At 57.5% G+C, this 19,404-nt stretch carries 16 protein-coding genes; 6 read left to right on the forward strand and 10 right to left on the reverse strand.

Going from position 1 to position 19,404, the window contains the following annotated elements; translation table 11 throughout:
* Window positions 1–22: 22 nt before the first annotated feature.
* Both HMPREF3135_RS04385 and HMPREF3135_RS04390 read right to left on the reverse strand, forming a co-directional pair.
* Window positions 23–2,539 (reverse strand): DEAD/DEAH box helicase, encoded by a 2,517-nt coding sequence (locus HMPREF3135_RS04385; RefSeq protein WP_141739575.1) that lies wholly within the window; start codon window positions 2,537–2,539, stop codon window positions 23–25.
* A gap of 42 nt (window positions 2,540–2,581) precedes the next feature.
* Window positions 2,582–3,784 carry a PAC2 family protein gene (locus HMPREF3135_RS04390; RefSeq protein WP_070438294.1) on the reverse strand — a complete coding sequence of 401 codons (1,203 nt, stop codon included), beginning with the start codon at window positions 3,782–3,784 and terminating at the stop codon, window positions 2,582–2,584.
* A gap of 229 nt (window positions 3,785–4,013) precedes the next feature.
* Here HMPREF3135_RS04390 and HMPREF3135_RS04395 point away from each other — a divergent pair, with 229 nt between their 5' ends.
* Window positions 4,014–5,126 carry a DUF4192 domain-containing protein gene (locus tag HMPREF3135_RS04395; RefSeq protein WP_049189735.1) on the forward strand — a complete coding sequence of 371 codons (1,113 nt, stop codon included), beginning with the start codon at window positions 4,014–4,016 and terminating at the stop codon, window positions 5,124–5,126.
* A gap of 26 nt (window positions 5,127–5,152) precedes the next feature.
* Here the strand turns inward: HMPREF3135_RS04395 and galE are convergent, their stop codons facing one another.
* The 6 genes from galE to HMPREF3135_RS04425 form a co-directional block, all read right to left on the reverse strand.
* A complete protein-coding gene (gene galE, locus HMPREF3135_RS04400) occupies window positions 5,153–6,136 on the reverse strand; it encodes a UDP-glucose 4-epimerase GalE (protein ID WP_070438297.1) in 984 nt (327 codons plus the stop codon).
* Complete coding sequence (locus HMPREF3135_RS04405; protein ID WP_070438300.1) at window positions 6,133–6,813, reverse strand: iron-dependent transcriptional repressor DtxR; 681 nt, start codon at window positions 6,811–6,813, stop codon at window positions 6,133–6,135. Before HMPREF3135_RS04405 ends, galE begins: the two co-directional genes overlap by 4 nt.
* A gap of 302 nt (window positions 6,814–7,115) precedes the next feature.
* On the reverse strand, window positions 7,116–8,105 hold the full coding sequence (locus tag HMPREF3135_RS04410) for a sigma-70 family RNA polymerase sigma factor (protein ID WP_070438303.1): 990 nt from the start codon (window positions 8,103–8,105) through the stop codon (window positions 7,116–7,118).
* 136 nt (window positions 8,106–8,241) lie between these two features.
* Window positions 8,242–8,676 carry a D-aminoacyl-tRNA deacylase gene (gene dtd, locus HMPREF3135_RS04415; RefSeq protein WP_049170914.1) on the reverse strand — a complete coding sequence of 145 codons (435 nt, stop codon included), beginning with the start codon at window positions 8,674–8,676 and terminating at the stop codon, window positions 8,242–8,244.
* The gene (locus tag HMPREF3135_RS04420) at window positions 8,677–10,242 is read right to left on the reverse strand and encodes a DUF7782 domain-containing protein (RefSeq protein ID WP_016422646.1); all 1,566 of its coding nucleotides are present in this window, start codon (window positions 10,240–10,242) and stop codon (window positions 8,677–8,679) included.
* 38 nt (window positions 10,243–10,280) lie between these two features.
* Complete coding sequence (locus tag HMPREF3135_RS04425) at window positions 10,281–10,820, reverse strand: DUF3099 domain-containing protein (protein WP_070438305.1); 540 nt, start codon at window positions 10,818–10,820, stop codon at window positions 10,281–10,283.
* Between the two features lie 174 nt (window positions 10,821–10,994).
* Between HMPREF3135_RS04425 and HMPREF3135_RS04430 the strand changes: the two genes are divergently transcribed.
* From HMPREF3135_RS04430 to HMPREF3135_RS04445, 4 genes are all read left to right on the forward strand, one after another.
* The gene (locus tag HMPREF3135_RS04430) at window positions 10,995–11,243 is read left to right on the forward strand and encodes a DUF3039 domain-containing protein (RefSeq protein WP_005509477.1); all 249 of its coding nucleotides are present in this window, start codon (window positions 10,995–10,997) and stop codon (window positions 11,241–11,243) included.
* Window positions 11,240–12,985: a DEAD/DEAH box helicase gene (locus HMPREF3135_RS04435; RefSeq protein ID WP_070438308.1), complete on the forward strand. Its 1,746-nt coding sequence runs from the start codon at window positions 11,240–11,242 to the stop codon at window positions 12,983–12,985. Before HMPREF3135_RS04430 ends, HMPREF3135_RS04435 begins: the two co-directional genes overlap by 4 nt.
* A 39-nt stretch (window positions 12,986–13,024) precedes the next feature.
* On the forward strand, window positions 13,025–13,465 hold the full coding sequence (locus HMPREF3135_RS04440; RefSeq protein ID WP_070429445.1) for a hypothetical protein: 441 nt from the start codon (window positions 13,025–13,027) through the stop codon (window positions 13,463–13,465).
* A gap of 282 nt (window positions 13,466–13,747) precedes the next feature.
* Window positions 13,748–15,355, forward strand: a complete 1,608-nt coding sequence (locus HMPREF3135_RS04445; RefSeq protein ID WP_070438311.1) for an SLC13 family permease — start codon at window positions 13,748–13,750, stop codon at window positions 15,353–15,355.
* Between the two features lie 318 nt (window positions 15,356–15,673).
* Here the strand turns inward: HMPREF3135_RS04445 and HMPREF3135_RS04450 are convergent, their stop codons facing one another.
* Both HMPREF3135_RS04450 and ppgK read right to left on the reverse strand, forming a co-directional pair.
* Window positions 15,674–17,236, reverse strand: a complete 1,563-nt coding sequence (locus tag HMPREF3135_RS04450) for an RNA polymerase sigma factor (RefSeq protein ID WP_016422651.1) — start codon at window positions 17,234–17,236, stop codon at window positions 15,674–15,676.
* Window positions 17,237–17,631: 395 nt separating this feature from the next.
* The gene (gene ppgK / locus HMPREF3135_RS04455; protein WP_070438314.1) at window positions 17,632–18,387 is read right to left on the reverse strand and encodes a polyphosphate--glucose phosphotransferase; all 756 of its coding nucleotides are present in this window, start codon (window positions 18,385–18,387) and stop codon (window positions 17,632–17,634) included.
* Between the two features lie 34 nt (window positions 18,388–18,421).
* Here ppgK and HMPREF3135_RS04460 point away from each other — a divergent pair, with 34 nt between their 5' ends.
* Window positions 18,422–19,399: an inositol monophosphatase family protein gene (locus tag HMPREF3135_RS04460; protein ID WP_016422653.1), complete on the forward strand. Its 978-nt coding sequence runs from the start codon at window positions 18,422–18,424 to the stop codon at window positions 19,397–19,399.
* The last annotated feature ends 5 nt before the right edge of the window (window positions 19,400–19,404 follow it).

Consider the following 19,404-nt stretch of genomic DNA (forward strand, 5'->3'; position numbering starts at 1 on the left):
GAGCGGACACACTTTTTGTCACTTAACCCATAATTCGCAGCGATGCCAACCTGACCTCGCCGTATTCATCAGATGCAGCCAAGTCAACGCCCGCTTCAAAGCGCCAGCCGTGGTCGCCCTCAGGGTCATCGAGTATCTGGATCACATGCCATAGGCCCTCACCAGCCTTGCGGTCAATCGAAATCATATCGCCGCCGCGAGCCTTTGCATCGATCCCTAGGTCATCGTATTCATCGAAGTAGTCATCCATCGCGGCAGGCCAATCTGGCGCATCGTCGAGGTAGTTGTCCAGGTCGGCCAGCTCCTCCTCCTTTTCAAAGGCAAAGAGCTGCACGTGGCGAAACATGAGATTGCGCACCATACGGGTAAATGCACGTTCGTTGCCTGTAAGGGGCCGCGACTCGTCGGTGCCAAAAGCCGCTTCCTTGAGAGTTTCCTCGTCCAATGGCTTGTCCGGATCGGCCATCTGCGCCCATTCATCCACCAGGGAGTTATCCACCTGCACAACGAGCTCGCCGAGCCATTCCACAATGTCCCGGAGTTCCTCGTTAGCGGCTTCCGGAGGGAGAGTGTGTCGCAAAGTGCGCCAGGCATCGGTGAGGTAGCGCAGGAAAATACCTTCAGAGCGGGCAATTCCATACTCAGATACCACGTCCGAGAAAGTCATGGCCTTTTCCACCATCTCGCGCACCACAGACTTGGGCGACAGCGAAAACTCACGCACCCACGGGTGACCTTGAGCATAGGTGTCGAATGCGCCCTCCAGCTCGTCGGCAAGCGGCATCGGCCATGTGATGTCTTCGACGATGTTCATACGTTCGGTGTAATCAACACCCTCGGCCTTGAGCGCGGCGATTTCTTCACCGCGTGCCTTTTTCTGCTGCGCGATGAGCAGTGGGCGAGGGTCTTCCAGAATTGACTCAAACACACTGATGACATCGAGTGCGTAGTTCGGGCTGTCCTTATCCAACAGTTCGAGCGCGGCGATGGCGAAAGGCGACAGCGGCTGATTGAGCGCGAAGTCACGCTGCAGCTCCATTGTCAGCTCGGGGCGGCAGTCATCGCCCTCGCCATGCATGACGACGATTCCCGCGTTGACCAAACCGCGGTAGAGCTCAATTGCGGTCAGAATAGCCTCATTTTGCTGGTGGCGGGTGTCGTGATTGGTGCGCAGCAGATGACGCATGTGTTCGTAGGTATCGCCACCACGTGCAATGACGTTGAGCAACATACCGTTGGTAACTGCAAAGCGGCTGGTCAGCGGCTCCGGTGGCTGAGAAACGATTTTGTCGAAGGTCTTCTCCGACCATGTCACTTCGCCCTTGGGAACGGACTTCAGCCGCAACTTCTTCAGTTTGGCCTCATCCTGGCCGGCACGGCGCCGCAGCTTGGCGTTTTCGATTTCGTGTTCAGGTGCTTCGACAACTACGGTGCCCTCGGTGTCGTAGCCAGCACGGCCGGCGCGTCCAGCGATCTGGTGGAACTCGCGTGACTTGAGAATACGGCTACGACGGCCATCGAACTTGGCCAAACCGGTAATCAGCACCGTGCGAATAGGCACGTTAATGCCGACGCCGAGGGTATCCGTGCCACAGATGACCTTCAGCAGACCAGTCTGAGAGAGACGCTCAACCAAACGACGGTACTTCGGCAGCATTCCCGCATGGTGGACGCCAATGCCCTGGCGCACCAACTTGGAAAGAACTCGACCAAAGGCCGTGGTAAACCGGAAATCGCCAATCTCTTCGCGAATCCGCTCCTTCTCCTCCTTCGTCAGCAGCTTCAGACCGGTCAGTGCCTGAGCCTGTTCAGCTGCTTGGCGCTGGGAGAAAAAGACGATGTAGATTGGGGCTTTGCCGGATTCCAGCAACTCCGCCAGCGTGTCATGAACTGGTGTGTAGACATAGTGGAAATCCAGCGGTACCGGGCGCGTCGTACCTGTAACGAGGTTGACGTCGAGTCCCGTGCGTTCCTTCAAATCCGTCTCAAACTTTTGAGTATCGCCGAGAGTGGCGGACATCAACAGGAATTGGCAACGGGAAAGCTCGAGCAAGGGCACTTGCCATGCCCACCCGCGATCGGGATCCGCATAGAAGTGGAATTCATCCATTACCACCTGGTCAATATCGGCGTCGGCCCCGTCGCGCAGGGCGATATTGGCGACAATTTCCGCAGTTGCGCAGATGATGGGTGCACCACCGTTGACGGTGGCATCGCCGGTCATCATACCGACGTTCTCAGCGCCAAAGACCTCGCAGAGGGCAAAGAACTTCTCGCTGACCAAGGCCTTAATAGGCGCTGTGTAAAAGCTGCGCTGGCCACGAGCGAGGGCGCAGAAGTGGGCAGCAATAGCCACCATGGACTTGCCCGAACCTGTCGGAGTGGCAAGGATGACGTGGTCGCCACCAGCGAGACCAATAGCGGCCTCCTCCTGGGCCGGGTAGAGCGTGATGCCCTGATCCCTGGTCCAGGCAATGAACGAGTCCATAATCGCATCGTCGAAAAGGGACTCTGGAACCTCAGCTAGGTCGGGAAGCATTTCAGATAGTGACACGCTTCCCACCCTAGCGGTAACCCCGGATTAGAAGCGGAACCAGGGCTTCCAGCCGCGCCGACGGCGAGGTTGTTCCGGTTCACCGGATTCTTCGCTTTCCGCCTGCTCTTCCCGAGGCTGTTCTGACTCAGGCTGTTCGGCAGTGCCGTCTGCAGAAAACTCCGCAGACCTATCATCCGCCGAGGCCGACTCGGATTCTTCCGAGTGTGCGTCAGTGTCCTCTGATGTAGTTGCCGAGGAATCCGAGCTGGCCGGGGTCTCCGCCTCGTCGTCAAGCGAGGAAGAATCCTCTACTGGGCGCAGCGGTTGAGAAGCGAGGAACCTTTCGAACTCAGCGCCAATCTCGTCGGCCGAAGGCATCTCGCCGTTAGGTCCAAGCAGGGGAGAAGTCTCCAGCTCTTGACGACGTTGAACTTCCTGGTCGTACTGTTCCTCGAGAAGATTGACCAGCTGAGAGACCTCGCCGGAATCATTCGTCTGCGTATTGAGCAGCTCCGCCACCCGCGCGGATTCCTTCTCCAACGCCTCAAGCGGGAGCTCGAGCTTGGCTAGTTTTGCTACCTCCTGCAACAGCCGCAGTGACGCCAGCGGATACTCAGAGGCCGCGACATAGTGTGGCACCTCTGCGGTGAAACCAAAGGCATCACAACCGCGGCTTGCGAGCTCGTACTCAATGTTCAGGCTCGCAGCACCCGGAACTGTGACGCGGTTTCCCCAGGTATGCATATCACCGAGTTTCCGCTTATCTGTGCCATGGGCGATGATGCCCAGTGGTCGGGTGTGCGGAACCGTCATCGGAGCCGAGTACAGCGACACAGTCCGACCGACATCGTAGCGCTCCGCCAACTCTGCAACGGCAGTCGAGAAAGCCTCCCACCGCATGTCTGGCTCAGGGCCAGAAAGCAGCAAGAACGGCTTACCGACGTTGTCGCGAACCACATTGAGTGACAGGTTCAAATCGGATACATCCACAATCTGGTCGTGGTTCATCGTCACAGAGGGACGGCGAGAACGATAATCAATCAGCTCGTCGATAGAAAAGTTCACCAATGGACGGTGCTCGAGAGCATCCAAGAGGAAACTAGCTGATTCCGAGACGGCATTACCGGCATCCGCATAACCGCTAAGTGCAATGACCAGGGTCAGATGGCCCTCGCTTCCCGTTACGTCAGGAACCGGGAAAACTACCTCGTACATATTGCCCTGAGGCTTGTCGGTCGGATCACTCACGTACGACTACCTCCTGCATCACATTTTTCGTCATTTGAAGTAAACAACCACGATACCGCAGAAATTATTCCAGTTATCCACAAGTTGAAAGTAGTCCACAGATGGGCCGATTTTTCCGGTCGCGCACAAGCAAGGCTGTTGCGGATTCGATAACAATGGGAGCCACCAGATGGCGAGAGGATTGTCCGCTGTCGAGCTATTCCAATGGGGGAAAAGGGGTAAGGAATAAATGGGAAACAAAAAGAACTTCGGTGCAGGACAAAAGCCTGAAATTGAGCCGAGTGTTTTTCTGACGAACCTGCCGGGAATCGTTGGATTCTATCCGCGGGGGCAGGTAGTGATTGCGGCGTTGTATCGTCAGCAGGTCGAAGATCTCATCGATGGCAAGGTCGAGTTTGATCCGACAGCGCATGCTGGCCCGATGCTGATTAAGGATGTGGCCTCGATGGAGAACAATCCTGACCTGGTGCGGGCAGCCGCGGACTTCCTGCTCGATGAAGGATGCACTCACGCAGATGTGTTTATCATCGACGAATCCTGGGGGATTGAAAAGGACTCCACACCTATTACAGGCTGGCTGCGAGAAGGCGGCCTGCATGAGGTGCGTTTGGCGGGCGTTGCCACTATTGCTGCGGGGGAAGTTGTCACGGACGAGCAGGGAGAGATCGTCGGCATTGTCGGTGACAGTCTGATGACCGACAATGCAAATCTAATCTCTCGGCAGGGAGAGCAGATTTTCAAAAACTATGAGGAGTACCGCAGCTATTTTCGAGGTGGCCAATTCCGCGACAGTAAAGACAGGGCTCTGATTGAACGCCTCCGGGAACGAGCGACAGCCGTTGAGCAGCCGAGGAAGCTCAAAATTGGTTCGGACAATCCCGCGCTCATTGAGCACTTCGACATGCTAAAAACCGCCGTGGAAAACGTGGCCGATGGTGTGATGGATGCACATGAGGCGGTGCGTGATGAAAACGCAGGATATGCCATTGCTGCAGCACTGACCAACGTCACCTTGCGCGATATGTCCATGATTTTCATTACTACGCAGTTGGCGCAACCAATGACGGAAATCTGGCGCGAGGCCGCAATTGTCCACCGCGGCAGCCTGCGTGCAAACGCTTTAGCGTGTTTTGCCATCGCAAAGTTCGCGGCTGGGCTGGAGAACTATGCGCAAACAGCCCTTGATGAGGCAGCAGGGGAGCAACCGAATCATTCACTGACTCAGTTGCTGGAAATTGCGGTCGCCAATCAAATTGTGCCGAGGTGCGTTGGCACAATTCTTGGTGCGGCACAAGAGGTGCTGCGCAGGGTATACAAGGTGAAAATGCCGCGTATTGATTAGCGACCCTGCAAGCTGTGCTGCAGTACCTAGCGGTGCGCCGAGTGGGCTCGGTCGCCGAGGTTCTTGGTGTACTCCCATGCATCGGCGACGATGGTTTCCAGCTCCGTAAGATTGGGCTTCCATCCGAGCTCGTCCATGGCGCGCTGAGAAGAGGCAATAAGGGTTGCCGGATCACCGGCTCTACGCGGTGCATCCTCAGCGGGAATCGGGTGACCGGTGACCTTACGGCAGGTTTCAATGACCTGGCGAACTGAAAAGCCGTCGCCGGAACCGAGGTTAAAGATACGGTGGGTTCCCGGCGTGTTGGACTCCAGTGCCAAGACATGCGCATCGGCGAGGTCTTTGATGTGGATGTAGTCACGCACCGCGGTGCCGTCCGGAGTCGGCCAGTCATTGCCAAAGACCATAATCTTGTCGCGGTGACCGAGCGCAACCTGCAGTACCAGTGGGATGAGGTGAGTTTCCACCTCACGGTTTTCTCCAAAACCGCCCCAGGCACCCGCCACATTGAAATAACGCAAGCTGGTAGCGCCGATGTTGTATGCCTTGGCGTAAGAGGCGATGGCGTAGTCCATGGCCAGCTTGGTGGCACCGTAAGGGTTGGTCGGCGCGGTTGGCATGTCTTCGGTAATTGGTGTCTTCTCTGGCTCGCCGTAGGTTGCAGCTGTCGAAGAGAACACCAGGTTATTCGTACCGGTATCACGCATCGCGTCGAGTAGCTTCAGGGTTTGGCCCACATTGTTGTGCCAGTAGTCGGAAGGAACTTCGACGGACTCGCCAACAAGCGATTTCGCAGCGAAATGAACGACGCCGTCGAAGCTGTCGGAGGACAGAACCTCGTAGGCATTGTCCGCCACATCACCTTCGACTAGGGTCGCGCCCTCCGGCACCGCATCACGGTTGCCAACAGAGAAGTTGTCCAGAATGGTGACGTCGTGGCCAAGAGAAATCAATACTGCCGAGCAAACGCTACCGACGTAGCCGGCACCACCAGTGACGAGGAGTTTCATTTGATAATCACCATGATCGCATGAGACAGAGTATCCGGAATGTCAAGAGAATGATCACCGCGGGCGAGAGTCACGCGGCCGGCGGCAACCTCGGCAAGTGCCTCAGTACCCGGCATAATTCCGGCCTTGTGGAGACGCTTCATGTAGCTCTGCTCGACCTGCAGGATTTCGTTAATCTGGACGATCTCAACGGTGTACTCGCCGGGGTTTAGATCGGACAGTCGGCGAACGTTCTCTAACGGCTCTGGTGACTGAGTCCCACCGAGGTCTCCCAAACCGGGAATCGGATTGCCGAATGGGGAGCGTGTGTAAGAGTCAAGCACGTCGAGAAGTTTGCGCTCGACCTCGTCACTCATTACGTGCTCCCAGCGGCAGGCTTCGTCGTGAACCTTGTCCCATTCGAGGCCAATGACATCCGTAAGTAGGCGCTCAGCTAGGCGGTGCTTACGCATGACAGCCGTGGCCAGCCTGCGGCCCTCGTCGGAAAGCTGCAAGCTGCGATCTGGGGCAACTACGAGAAGGCCATCGCGCTCCATGCGCGCAACGGTTTGGCTAACGGTCGGCCCCGACTGCTCAAGGCGTTCGGCAATGCGAGCACGCAAAGGAATGATGCCCTCTTCTTCGAGTTCGAAAATCGTACGTAAGTACATTTCCGTGGTGTCAACCAAATCCCTCACGGTTTTCCTCCGATAACACAGTCTTAAAAGTTTTCACTCAAGTATTAGGATAACCACACTTGCGCAAGAAAGATGTTAGGGCTCGCAAATCCAGTGGCTTTGGTGCTGATTAGGCAGCGAAAAGCTTGGTTCGGTGGGCGCTGCTGAGACGGAAGGGAGCGTACGCGATGTCGAAAGCTTGACGTGCAGACGAAAACGCCGACCGCCAGTGAGGATAAAACTCCGGCACGGGGTCGGCATTGAAGTCCAGCTCTATCTCAGGGCTGAAAGTGGGAACCCTATCGATGTCACCGCCATGTGCGTTAGTTTGCGTACTCACGCAGCTTGTCAGCACGGTCACCCTCGCGGAGCTTGGACATGACTTCCCGCTCAATCTGGCGGACGCGCTCGCGAGACAGGCCAAAGTGGCGGCCAATCTGATCCAGCGTGCGGGGCAGGCCATCGTCGAGACCGTAGCGGAGCTTAATAACTTCCTGCTCTCGAATCTCGAGAGTGGACAGAACCTTGCGGACATCGTGGTGACGCAGGGAAGCGACAACTGCCTCCTCGGCATCAGTTGCCTCTGAGTCCTCGATGAAGTCTCCCAGAGGAGCTTCCTCATCAGTGCCCACCGGCATGTCCAAGCTCACCGGGTCGCGGGACTGACGCAGCAGCATCTCAATCTTGGCTTCTGGAATGCCGGATTCCTCTGCCAATTCCTCATTCGTAGCCTCACGGCCGAGTTGCTGGTAGAGCTCACGCTTGATACGAGAAATCTTGTTGACCTGCTCAACCAAATGAACAGGGAGGCGAATGGTGCGCGACTGATCAGCCATACCGCGGGTAATAGCTTGGCGAATCCACCACGTTGCGTAAGTGGAGAACTTGAAACCCTTGGTGTAGTCGAACTTTTCCATGGCGCGGATGAGGCCCAAGTTGCCCTCCTGGATTAGATCCAGCAGAGGCATACCGCGGTTGGTGTAGCGCTTCGCCAGCGAGACCACAAGACGGAGATTGGCTTCGAGTAGGTGGGCGCGTGCAGCCTTACCTTCCTTTGCCAAAACCTTGACATCACGCTTCTTTGCGCGGGTCATTTTCGCGCCGGTCTGGAGCAAATGCTCGGCGTATACACCGGCTTCAATGCGCTTAGAAAGTTCCACCTCTTCTTCAGCGCTGAGAAGAGCAGTCTTTCCGATGCCGTTCAAATACACACGAACCAAATCGGCGGACGGATTGGAGTTATTGCCAGTGCGGCGCCCCTTGTCCCGTGGCTGACCTTCCAGTTCGTCATTTTGAATATCGGCACTCTTCATGAATCTGCCTCCTGGATTTTTAAGTGGACTCGATAACTACAACGCACGGAGTTACGGAAATGTTCCCGTGAAAGTTGATGAATGTCAATAGGGTAATTTTGCCATGCAAATATAATGTTAAGAAAAACTGCCGCGACTAGCATTCTACGAGAACTGTAAAGGGTCCATCATTGACGGATGCGACCTCCATCATCGCTCCAAATTGTCCCGTTTCGACCGTCAAGCCACGATTGCGCAAGTTCTCGACAATTTTTTCTATGACGGGTCCGGCCTCTGGGCCCGGAGCCGCGTCTACCCACGACGGCCGCCGTCCCTTCTTTGTCGCCCCCATCAACGTGAATTGGCTAACAACGAGCACCGGGGCGCCAGCGTCGACAGCGCTGAGCTCGCCATCCAGAATGCGCAGCTCCGCAATCTTGCGGGCCATCGTTTCCCAAGCATCGGCAGTGTCCTCGCGGCCAACACCTACGAGCGCCAAAATGGCGCCGGTATCGCCTCCGTCAACGTGGCCAACAACGGAGCCGTCGACAGTGACTGACGCGGATTTAACTCGGGTGAGAACGGCTTTCATTTACTGTTTATCCTCCAAGAGCTCGGCGGGGAGAATCAGACCATGGCGAACCAAGTCAACGACGATGGGAACTAGGGCGTCCTTGATTGCAGGGACTTCGGACTCATCAAAGGCTCCAAACATTGCCATGATGTCGATGACGGAGCCCAGGGCAGCTTCGGGATGCAGTGCACCCAGGATGGTTGCGACGGACTCATCGATTGAGTGTGTCCAGGCGGGGCCGTCGGTGCGTGAGATGCGCGTATCGAACTCAGTGAAGCCCTGGCCGCTGTCGACGTCGGCAAGCGAAACGCGTTCTAAGGCGACGCCGGGTCGCACAGTAAAGGCAGCTTCGAGGATGGTGTTAGCAGTTTGTGCGCGAAGCCATTCGGCGCGGCCGAGATACTCCTGGGCTTCGGCGCCGAAGGGAGCGGCCAAAGGCTGCGGCATTTCTTCGCACACGGCGGAAGTCGGGCCGGCAATGCGTTGGACTGTGATGTAGCCGAACCCGATGCCTGTCACGCCGCTGTTGCGGAAGTGCTCCAGCCAGGCACGGGAGCGCTCGCAGCCTTCTGGGCTGCGGGGGTCGATGGACTCGTCTCGAAGCCAGGTGCCGATGTATTCCGCCGGCGTGGCGACATCTCGTTGTGTTACCCACACTTCGAGGCCTTCAGCAGGGAGCCAAGAGGCGATGCGCTGTTGCCAACTTTCGCCTTCGATATGGGCCCAAGCACCGAGCAGATGCGCCGTGCCGCCGTCGGTGAGATGGTCGGCCAGACCGCGGATCATAAGTTCGGTGGCACCGTCCAGATTCAATCCTGAGTCACGGTAAACATGTTCCACACTTGGCAGCCCTACGACGAACGGCGGGTTCGCCACAATGCGGTCAAACTTCTTGCCTGCAACCGGTTCAAACCACGAACCTTCGACGGCCTGCGCCTGGTCGAAGCCATTTGCGGCGAAAGTAGCGCGGGCAAAAAACAGCGCCCGGGGGTGAATGTCCGTCGCGACAATCGACTTTGCATCCGGCTGGGCAAGACTCTGGACGCCACAACCGGCACCGAGGTCGAGTACGGATTCCACCGCCGAGGTCGGCGAAATATCGAGGAGGGAGCGGGAAGCCCGCCCTACGCCCAAGACATGATCGGGTCCAGGAACGTGATCGCTCATAGAGGCATCGCGGTCGGAAAAGACAATACGGTCGACTCCCGCAATCTCGACCGGGCGCACATCGATACACACCTGTGCGTTGGTGGCGGTGCCGGCAAGTATGCCGCTGCCCAGTAACTTGGCTGTCAGCTCAGCCCCAAATAGCTGCTGTGCGTCGGCGAAATCGCCCAGGATGAAAAGACGCAACGCGGTCACAGTGTCCGCAGAAACGCCCTCAGTTTCGGTAAGTAGAACATCGACAACGCCGGGCTCACCGCGGTCCAGCGCGGCCAGTCCCTCGGCGCCTAGGACTCGACGCAGTGACTCACTGGAAAACTCAAGGCGCCTGAGCGCGGTGGCAAATTCCTCCGCACAGTCGACAAAATCACGAAGCTGCTGATCAGTCGGTGGGGTGAAGGTGGAGGGGGAAAAGGTCATCGTAGGCACTACCTTCGTCGTAAAGCGGGGCGGAGGGGCTAGTTAGGGGAGCTTGACGACGGATCGTCGTCTTCCGGCATATCGATGACATTTGCATCATCGAAGGGGGGTGAGATGGTCTCGTTACCGGACTGCGGCGGTGCGTCGGTGTCTTCGGTACTGGCGGTAGAACCGAGCGCGCGCATCTCTGCTTCCTTGAGGGCGCGCTGGCGTTGCTGCTCCTCCCATTTGCGGTTCTGCTCGCGTACAACTCCAGGCTTGTAGACGCGCGGCTTACGCTTGTCAGCGGGTTCTCCAACGCCATTGGCGATGACAACCGCGATCCACGGCATGGGTACGGAGACGACCATGAGAATCGCTGCGATCCACGGGACATCCCACCACAGATAAAAAGCACCGGAAAGAAGCAGTAGCGGAATGCGAGACCATTGCAGGGCCGCGTAGACGTGGCGGCGGTGGTCATAGTTGCGAATCCGAGAGCCGCGGGCGTCGGTAATCAACGCCGCGTCTTTCTTGCGTCGCCGGGAACTTCCGCGTTTCGGCAGCGCGGAGTCGCGACGGTCATTGATTCGCGCCATGGTTGTCTAGCATACGCCTGTGGCGTGGGGTCGTCTCAACTAGCTATGTCCGTTGCAGCCGCATGCTCGCGTAGTCGTAGCGATGTTGTGGATGGCTGTGGAAGGCAGCAGTCAGCAGCGGCCAGCACCTGGGTCACTGGGCATAATTTGACCGATGGGGCACAATTGGAATCTGTGAGCACTCCATTGAAGACGACAAAGACGATTGAACGCACCGATACCCGCGTCGATGAGTCGACGAGGGACGATACCCCGAAGTTCTTCCATTACGTCAAGAAGGACCAGATCGTGAACTCCGCGGTCAACGGCTCCTACGTCGTTGCTCTGTGCGGTGAAACCTTCCCAGTGAAGAAGTCGGCGAAGCCGGGTTCACCGGTATGCCCTGACTGCGAGCGGATTTACAAGTCCCTGCGTCGCAAGTGAGCGGGCTTCGTAAATGGCAGCAGGAGGCCCTCGACAAATACCTGGCGACTAACCCCAAGGACTTCCTTGCAGTGGCGACACCGGGCGCAGGTAAGACGACCTTCGCCTTGCGTATCGCCAGTGAGTTGCTGTCGCGCCGGATCGTCGAGCGCATCATCGTCGTGGTTCCCACTGAGCACCTGAAAGTGCAGTGGGCTGCTTCCGCTGCTCGTTCGGGGATTGCGTTGGATCCCAAATTCACCAACGCCAAGGGTGTGGTAAACCCCTCCTACCAGGGAATTGTTGTGACCTACGCCCAAGTCGCAGTGCATCCGTTTAAGCACCATGCCGTAGCCACCGCTCGGCCGACATTGGTGATTCTGGACGAGGTGCACCACGGCGGCGATGCCAAGAGCTGGGGCGACGGTATTTCCGAAGCTTACGGCGATGTCGAACGCCGCCTGTGCCTAACTGGTACGCCGTTCCGCTCCGATGACGCGGCGATTCCGTTTGTTCGCTACTCGCCGAACGGCGATGGTTACTCGCGTTCCGTCGCCGATTACACGTACGGCTATTCCAATGCGCTTGCCGACGGCGTCGTGCGCCCAGTGGTCTTTTTGGCTTATTCCGGTGAAGCTCGCTGGCGTGATAGCGCGGGTGATGAGTTCGCTGCGCGACTGGGCACCGTGATGAGCCCAGAGGAGACCACGCGTGCTTGGCGCACCGCGCTTGACCCAAAGGGCGAGTGGATGCCATCTGTGCTGCGGGCAGCGCACACCCGTCTCTCGCAGATGAGGCAGCATATCCCGGACGCGGGTGGTCTGGTCATCGCCTCCGATGCGGCAACTGCTCGTGCGTACAAACGCATTCTCGAGCAGATTGCCTCTACGCCGGTGGCGTTGGTGCTCTCGGATGAACCGGGCTCGTCGGAACGAATCAAGACTTTCTCCGAGTCCACCGATGAGTGGATGGTAGCCGTGCGCATGGTCTCCGAAGGCGTGGACGTGCCGAGGCTGGCGGTCGGCGTGTACGCGACCAGTTCCTCGACTCCACTATTCTTCGCGCAGGCTATCGGACGATTCGTGCGAAGCCGCATGCCGGGGGAGACTGCTTCCGTCTTCTTGCCGTCGATTCCGGTGCTGCTCGACTTGGCCTCGCAGATGGAGGTGCAGCGCAACCACGTGCTCGGCAAGCCGGATCGGCCTTCGGAAGGCTGGGAAGATGACTTGGTCGCTGAGGCCAATCGCCGCAAGGATGAGCCCGACGAATTGCTGCCGGCCTACGAATCCATTGGCGCGGATGCTGAACTTGACTACCTCATCTACGACGGCTCCTCCTACGGCACCGCAACCGTTGCCGGTTCCGCCGAAGAGGCCGATTATCTGGGTTTGCCAGGGCTTCTCGACGCCGATCAGATGCGACTCTTGCTGCGTCAGCGGCAGGATGAACAGCTTAAAGCCGCCAGTGCCCGAGAGAAGGAAGCCCGCGAGGAGGCGAGGGAATCGTCGTCAAGCGGGGGCGAAGGGGGCGCGGTGCACCGGATTGAGGGATCAGCGTACCCAAGGCCGCAGAAGGTGGCCAGTGAGGTGTTGCCGAAGTTGCGGAAGGAGCTCAATACGCTGGTGTCGATGATGGCGGCGCGGACAGGTAAGCCACATGGTCAAGTGCATAACGAGGTTCGGCGCGCCTGTGGTGGCCCGCCGACTGCGCTATGTACGGAGGAACAGTTGCGTGATCGCATCAGCTACCTGCGTAATTGGTAGGGTTTCAAACGAACTAAGCAATCTATGGTGGAGAGAAGAATGTCGGCAAGCAGTGATAAGTCGAGGCCGTCGGAATTGACCGGCGGTGGTTTGTCGGCTGTACCAGGCAATGACGGTCGGACTATTGGCGTGCTGGCGCTGATCTTTGGCGTCGGCGGACTCTTGATGTCCTGGATGATTGTTGGTGGCATCCTCGGTGTCTTTGGCATTGTTCTAGGCATCATCGCGATGGCGAAGGCAATGAGTGCGAAGAAGCGCGTGCAGGCAGCTGGGGGAGACGCGGTCATCAGCGGTTCGTTCGGATTGGGCGTGGTCGGCATTGTGACGGGTATTGCGGCCGCCGTGGTGTCGCTGATGCTGTATTCGTCGACATCAGATGCGATGTCGAAGTGCGAGAAGTTCGAGCGCACCTCTGGAGAGTATGCCGAGTGCATCTCTAAGCAGATGGGTACTGATCAGCCAATGAAGCAATCGGAGTGAGTTCGGAAGCGACATCAATGGCGGTCTTACTTTGTGCCCGGAGTTTTCGGTCAACGCCAAATACGCAATCAGGAAATGAGCTAACCCCGTAATCCACCCCCGAAGCCCAACTGCCTGCAGTTTCGGCCGGGGGTTTCTTAGTGAAATCTCATATTTGGCCGAGTGTTGGTAATGATATTGGTGTCAGAAAGTACCCACATTTGGCATCCCCTACATGCGGTAAACGTTTGAACACGCGTGCAATACAGGATGTCTGCTGATTATTAAATAGGAGCGTGAATCGTGGCAGCGACATCTACGCGCGACAACTCCCCGGAACTGTCACCGGGCCAACAAGACCGTGGATACCTCAGCCGGGAGCTTTTCCGTAAGCGCACCGGTCTAGGACTCGGTATCATCCTGGCCCTGCTCGTGTACTTCTTTATGCCGGCTGAGCTCGATCACAACCTGCGTGCAACCGCAGGTGTAGCAGTGCTTATGGCCGTGTGGTGGATGTCCGAGGCTATCCCGATTGCCGTTACGGCTCTGCTGCCGCTGGCTCTATTCCCGATTCTCAACCTCGCTGAGATTAAGGATTTCTCGGGCAAGTACACAGACCCGACCATCTTCCTCTTTATGGGCGGCTTCCTGTTGGCGCTGGCGATGCAGCGTTGGAACCTCCACAAGCGCGTCGCATTGTGGGTTCTGGTGCTCATGGGGTCGTCACCAAAGATGCTGATTCTCGGCTTCATGGTGGCTACTGGCTTCCTGTCGATGTGGGTCTCCAACACGGCCACGGCCGTGATGATGCTGCCAATCGGTGTGTCCGTCCTGAGCCTCATTGTCCGAATGCTGCACGATGAAAAGGTTGCTGCAGAGGATACGGGCTCTGCGAGTGAATCGGTCGCCGAAACCCCCGGTGGGGATGCGCTGGAGGAGGCCGAGGAGTCGTCGTCAAGCTATGACCCGATGCCAAAGTCAAACTTCGGTATCGCGCTGATGCTGGGTATCGCTTACGCGGCATCGATTGGTTCGCTGGGCACGATTATTGGTACTCCGCCGAACGCGATGCTGGCGGCCTACATGGCGGAGCAGGGTGTCAACATTGGGTTCGGCCAGTGGATGCTGCTGGGTGTCCCGGTGGCGGTTGTGCTCATGCTCTGTGCATGGTTCCTGCTGACAAATGTTCTGTTTAAGCCGGAGATTACGCATATTCCAGGTGGGCGCGAACTCATGCGTGACGAGTTGAAGCGCCTTGGCCGTATGTCGACTGGAGAGCGCCGAGTGCTCCTAGTGTTTATCGCGGCGGCACTGGCGTGGGTCTTTGTTCCGGTGCTGCTGCCCGACACCAAGATTGCCGATGCGGTTATCGCAATGACCGTGGGTATTGCGTTGTTCCTTATTCCGGGTGGCCCTAATGGCGTGAAGCTCATGCGCTGGGAAAATGCGTTGGAGCTGCCGTGGGGTGTGCTGCTGCTGTTCGGTGGTGGCCTGGCGCTGTCCTCGCAGTTCGGTGCCTCTGGGCTGTCGGACTGGATCGGCGAGCAGCTGTCTACTCTCGGCTGGATGCCAGTGGCTGCACTCGTGGTTGTCGTCGGCGCCGTTGTGCTGTTCCTGACCGAGTTCACCTCTAACACCGCGACGGCCGCGACCTTCCTGCCGCTGGTTGGTGCGATGGCAATCGGTCTGGGCCACGACCAGATGATCTTCGCAGTTCCAGTTGCACTGGCAGCTACTTCGGCATTCATGATGCCGGTTGCAACACCGCCGAACGCCATCGCCTACGGCTCCGGCTACGTCAGCATGCACAACATGGTCAAGGCCGGTGTCTGGCTGAACATCGTCGCACTGATCGTGATTTCTGTGGCGTCGCTGACGCTGCTGCAGTGGGTATTCGGCGTCGTGTACTAGCTGGGTAGGTAGTAGCCCGTAGTGGATGGTGGGCCAGTGTGCTGAACCACCATCGGGCTTCTCCGCCTAGCGTTGCTCAGATGCTCCTTCGCCCCGTTACACTTTGGTGGTTCGGGGCTTTTGGCTGCAAATGTGAAACTGTGTGAGTTTATGACACTTTCAGGCCATTTTTGAGGTCATTTTTGACATAAACGCAGTCAGTAACTCACTAGCGCTGACACCAAAAGAAAAACCGGGCTCGAATAAGGTGTGAAACCTCATTCAAGCCCGATTCTCTGGGTCTAGCTGTTAGCCCCTGAACAACTTCAGGTTAAAGCTTTACTCCAAGTAGTCGCGCAGAACCTGCGAACGCGATGGGTGACGCAGCTTGGACATCGTCTTGGACTCAATCTGACGGATGCGCTCGCGCGTCACACCGTAGACCTGGCCAATCTCGTCCAGGGTACGTGGCATGCCGTCAGTAAGGCCGAAGCGCAGGCGGACGACACCGGCTTCACGTTCGGAGAGAGTCTCCAGGACGTCGCCAAGCTGGTCCTGGAGGAGCGTGAAGCTGACGGCGTCCACGGCGATAACTGCCTCTGAGTCCTCGATGAAGTCACCGAGCTGAGAGTCACCCTCGTCGCCGATGGTCTGGTCCAGCGAAATGGGTTCACGAGCGTACTGCTGAATCTCGAGAACCTTTTCCTCGGTGATGTCCATCTCCTTAGCGAGCTCTTCCGGAGTGGGCTCGCGGCCCAAATCCTGAAGTAGTTCACGCTGGATACGGCCGAGCTTATTAATGACCTCAACCATGTGAACCGGAATACGAATGGTTCGAGCCTGGTCGGCCATTGCACGAGTAATGGCCTGGCGAATCCACCACGTTGCGTACGTGGAGAACTTGTAGCCCTTGGTGTAGTCGAACTTCTCGACCGCACGAATCAGGCCGAGGTTGCCTTCCTGAATCAAGTCGAGGAAAGCCATGCCACGGCCGGTGTAGCGCTTTGCCAGGGACACCACAAGACGGAGGTTGGCCTCGAGCAGGTGATTCTTGGCGCGCTGACCGTCACGAGAAATCTCGCGCAAGTCGCGCTTTTGAGCGTAAGCGATGCGCTCGCCGGCTTCCTTGGCCTCGTCAATCTTGTACTGCGCATACAGACCGGCCTCGATGCGCTTTGCCAGACTGACTTCTTCCTCGGCAGTCAGCAGCGCGACCTTACCAATCTGCTTGAGGTAGGCGCGGACAGAGTCGGCGGAGGCGGTGAGGGCAGCATCTTTGCGGGCCTGACGCAGACGAGCGGACTCGTCCTCGTTCCAGACCTCGTCGCCCTCGTCCTCTTCATCCTCGTCTTCGTCTTCGTCCTCGTCGTCCTCTTCTTCATCATCGTCGAGGTCGTCGTCTTCGAGGTCGTCATCATCCAGATCGTCGTGAAGATCATCGTCTTCGAGGTCATCATCCAGATCCGGGTCGTAGTCCTGCTCCTGCTCCAAGTCGTGGTCGAGTTCCTCGTCCTCGAGCTCTTCGTTCTCAGTTGCGTCGAGAGCCTGCGCGTCCTTCGCCTTCGCTGCAGCAGCCTTGGCCGCGGTGGCCTTCGCAGCCGTTGTCCGCTTAGTTGCCTTCTTGGCGGCGGCCTTACGCGTGGTTTTCTTAGCGACGGACTTCTTGGCCGCCTTCTTCACGGTCTTCTTGGCCGCTGCCTTCTTAGCGGTCGTCTTCTTCGCCGCAGTTTTGGTAGCAGCCGTCTTTTTGGCAGCAGTCTTCTTCGCGGCAGTCTTCTTTGCCACGGTCTTCTTCACTGCCTTCTTGATGGCCTTCTTTACAGCCTTCTTTGCAGGAGTAGCTGAACCGGTGCCACTCCCGGTGGATTGGTCCTGAGCTTGCCCCAGTTCGTTGCCTGCCACGAACGCCCTTTCACGATGTACGTTGTGTGCGCCGCCAAAGCCGCCGCCAGCTTCTCTCGGTCGAAGAGAAGCTCAACGCGCCAGTGGTGCGCCTTTACTTCGTCTATAGCCAACTAGCCGAATGGAAAACATTCAGAGCTGACCTTTTCGTGCCACGGTCATCAGTGTTGCTTTCTGGCTCCTAGCGAAGAAGTAATCGGTGATAATCCTCATCGAAGCAGTGCGCTGGAATTCGATTTTCCCAATCCTCCTCGAGCCTGTTGATTATTCAACCTTGCCGTGAGTCAACTTCTTATTGTAAACCAATTCTTAAAATCGCCGCCACGGGGCATGGCTTCAAGCACGTGTCACGCCCGACACGTAGCTACCAATCCCCATATAAGAAATGAAAGTGGTTAAGGGTAAAATCCCTGGTCAGCTGCAAAGGCGGCGCCAGCAATACCCGCATTATTATCCAGACTTGCGGGGACAACTGGAGTCTTACATGTCAACAGCGGAATCCACTTTTCGTGTTCGCGACTGATTCCGCCGCCGACGATGATCCGTGACGGCCAAAACAGTGCCTCGTAGGTCTTAAGCACCTTGCTCACGCGCTCAGCCCACTCTTCGAAGCCGAGCCCCTCCACATCCTTAACTCTCGCGGATGCAAAGTGTTCGGCCTCCATGCCATCAATGATGAGGTGGCCTAACTCCGAATTGGGGTAGAGCAGTCCGTCATGAATGAGCGCGGAGCCGATGCCTGTACCAAAAGTTAGCAACAACACGGCGCCGGTCTTATTGCCCGGATCGCCAAACTGGACTTCAGCGAGGCCGGCAGCGTCAGCGTCGTTAAGCACGTGCGCCTTGTTGTTGGGCAGGTATTTAGCGAAGAGCTCTTGGCAGTTCGTATTAACCCAAGAACCGTCAATATTGGCGGCCAGCAAGGCAATCTGATTCTGTACGACGGACGGAATCGTGATGCCGACATCGGAATCCCACTTCGCAATGTCCACAATTTCTGCAATGGTCTCCGCAACCGCTTCCGGAGTTGCCGGCTGTGGCGTGAAAATTTTAATGCGGTCGCCAATAAGCTGCCCAGTTTCAAGGTCTACGCGGCCACCCTTGATTCCAGAGCCTCCCACGTCGATGCCAAATCCAATTCGTTGTCCCATAGCTCAAATTGTACGAAACAGACACAATGGGGGCATGAGCAATAACTCGCATGGCACCGAACAACTCGCTAACAGCGCGGATAATAGGGGGTCTGCTGCACCGAATAGCCCCGGGTCCGTGCGGCCCAGCGTCGGGGAATTGCGTGACCGCGCGGTACTTATCGCCCGCGCAGCCGCGGCGCACATCGCCAGTCGTCGGGTCGAACTCGGCTCCGATGGCGTTTTAGCAAGTTCCGAAACGAAGTCCTCAGCTGTTGACCCCGTCACCGTCGTCGACCGTGAATCTGAGGAGCTCATTCGTTCGCTTATCAAGACGTTTAGCAGCTCTGACCGCATTTTGGGCGAAGAAGGCGGGCTTGACGACGGCGCGAGTTCCCCAGCGCAGGCTGCCAACGAGGGCGAAGCGGTGACCTGGATTGTAGACCCCATTGATGGCACGGTGAATTTCCTTTACGGCCTGCCCAATTGTGCCGTGAGTATCGCTTGCGCCGTAGGCGATGAGGTAGTGGCGGGTGCAGTGGCAAATGCGTCCTCGGGAGAGATTTACAGTGCAGCTAAGGGAGAGGGCGCTCAGGTTTCTCGACGGGACGGCACTGTGCAGACGCTTAGTTGTTCCCCAACGGCCGAGCTGGAAAAGACACTTGTGGCAACGGGATTCAGCTATTCCGCTAGTCTCCGGCAGGTGCAGGGCCGGATAGCGTCGCAGTTGCTGGGGGAGTGTCGAGATATTCGGCGCATGGGATCGGCGGCGCTGGATTTGTGCATGGTGGCGCACGGCCGTGTTGATGCGTATTACGAACACGACATCAAGGTTTGGGATTATGCAGCTGGTGCTCTGATTGCGGCTGAAGCAGGCGCAAGGATTAGGGTCCCGGAATTCACTCAGTGTGCCAACGTTACTGGCCGGCCGGAGGGAGACCCGCTCGACTTTGGTGTCGGTGCGGCGAACTCTGAAGTTGCCGATGCGTTCTTCGAGGCATTGGATGGTGCTATCGCGAAGGCTAGGAATTAGTGCGT

Origin of the sequence: Corynebacterium sp. HMSC14H10 (assembly GCF_001807105.1) — a bacterium.
GTDB lineage: Bacteria > Actinomycetota > Actinomycetes > Mycobacteriales > Mycobacteriaceae > Corynebacterium > Corynebacterium jeikeium_D.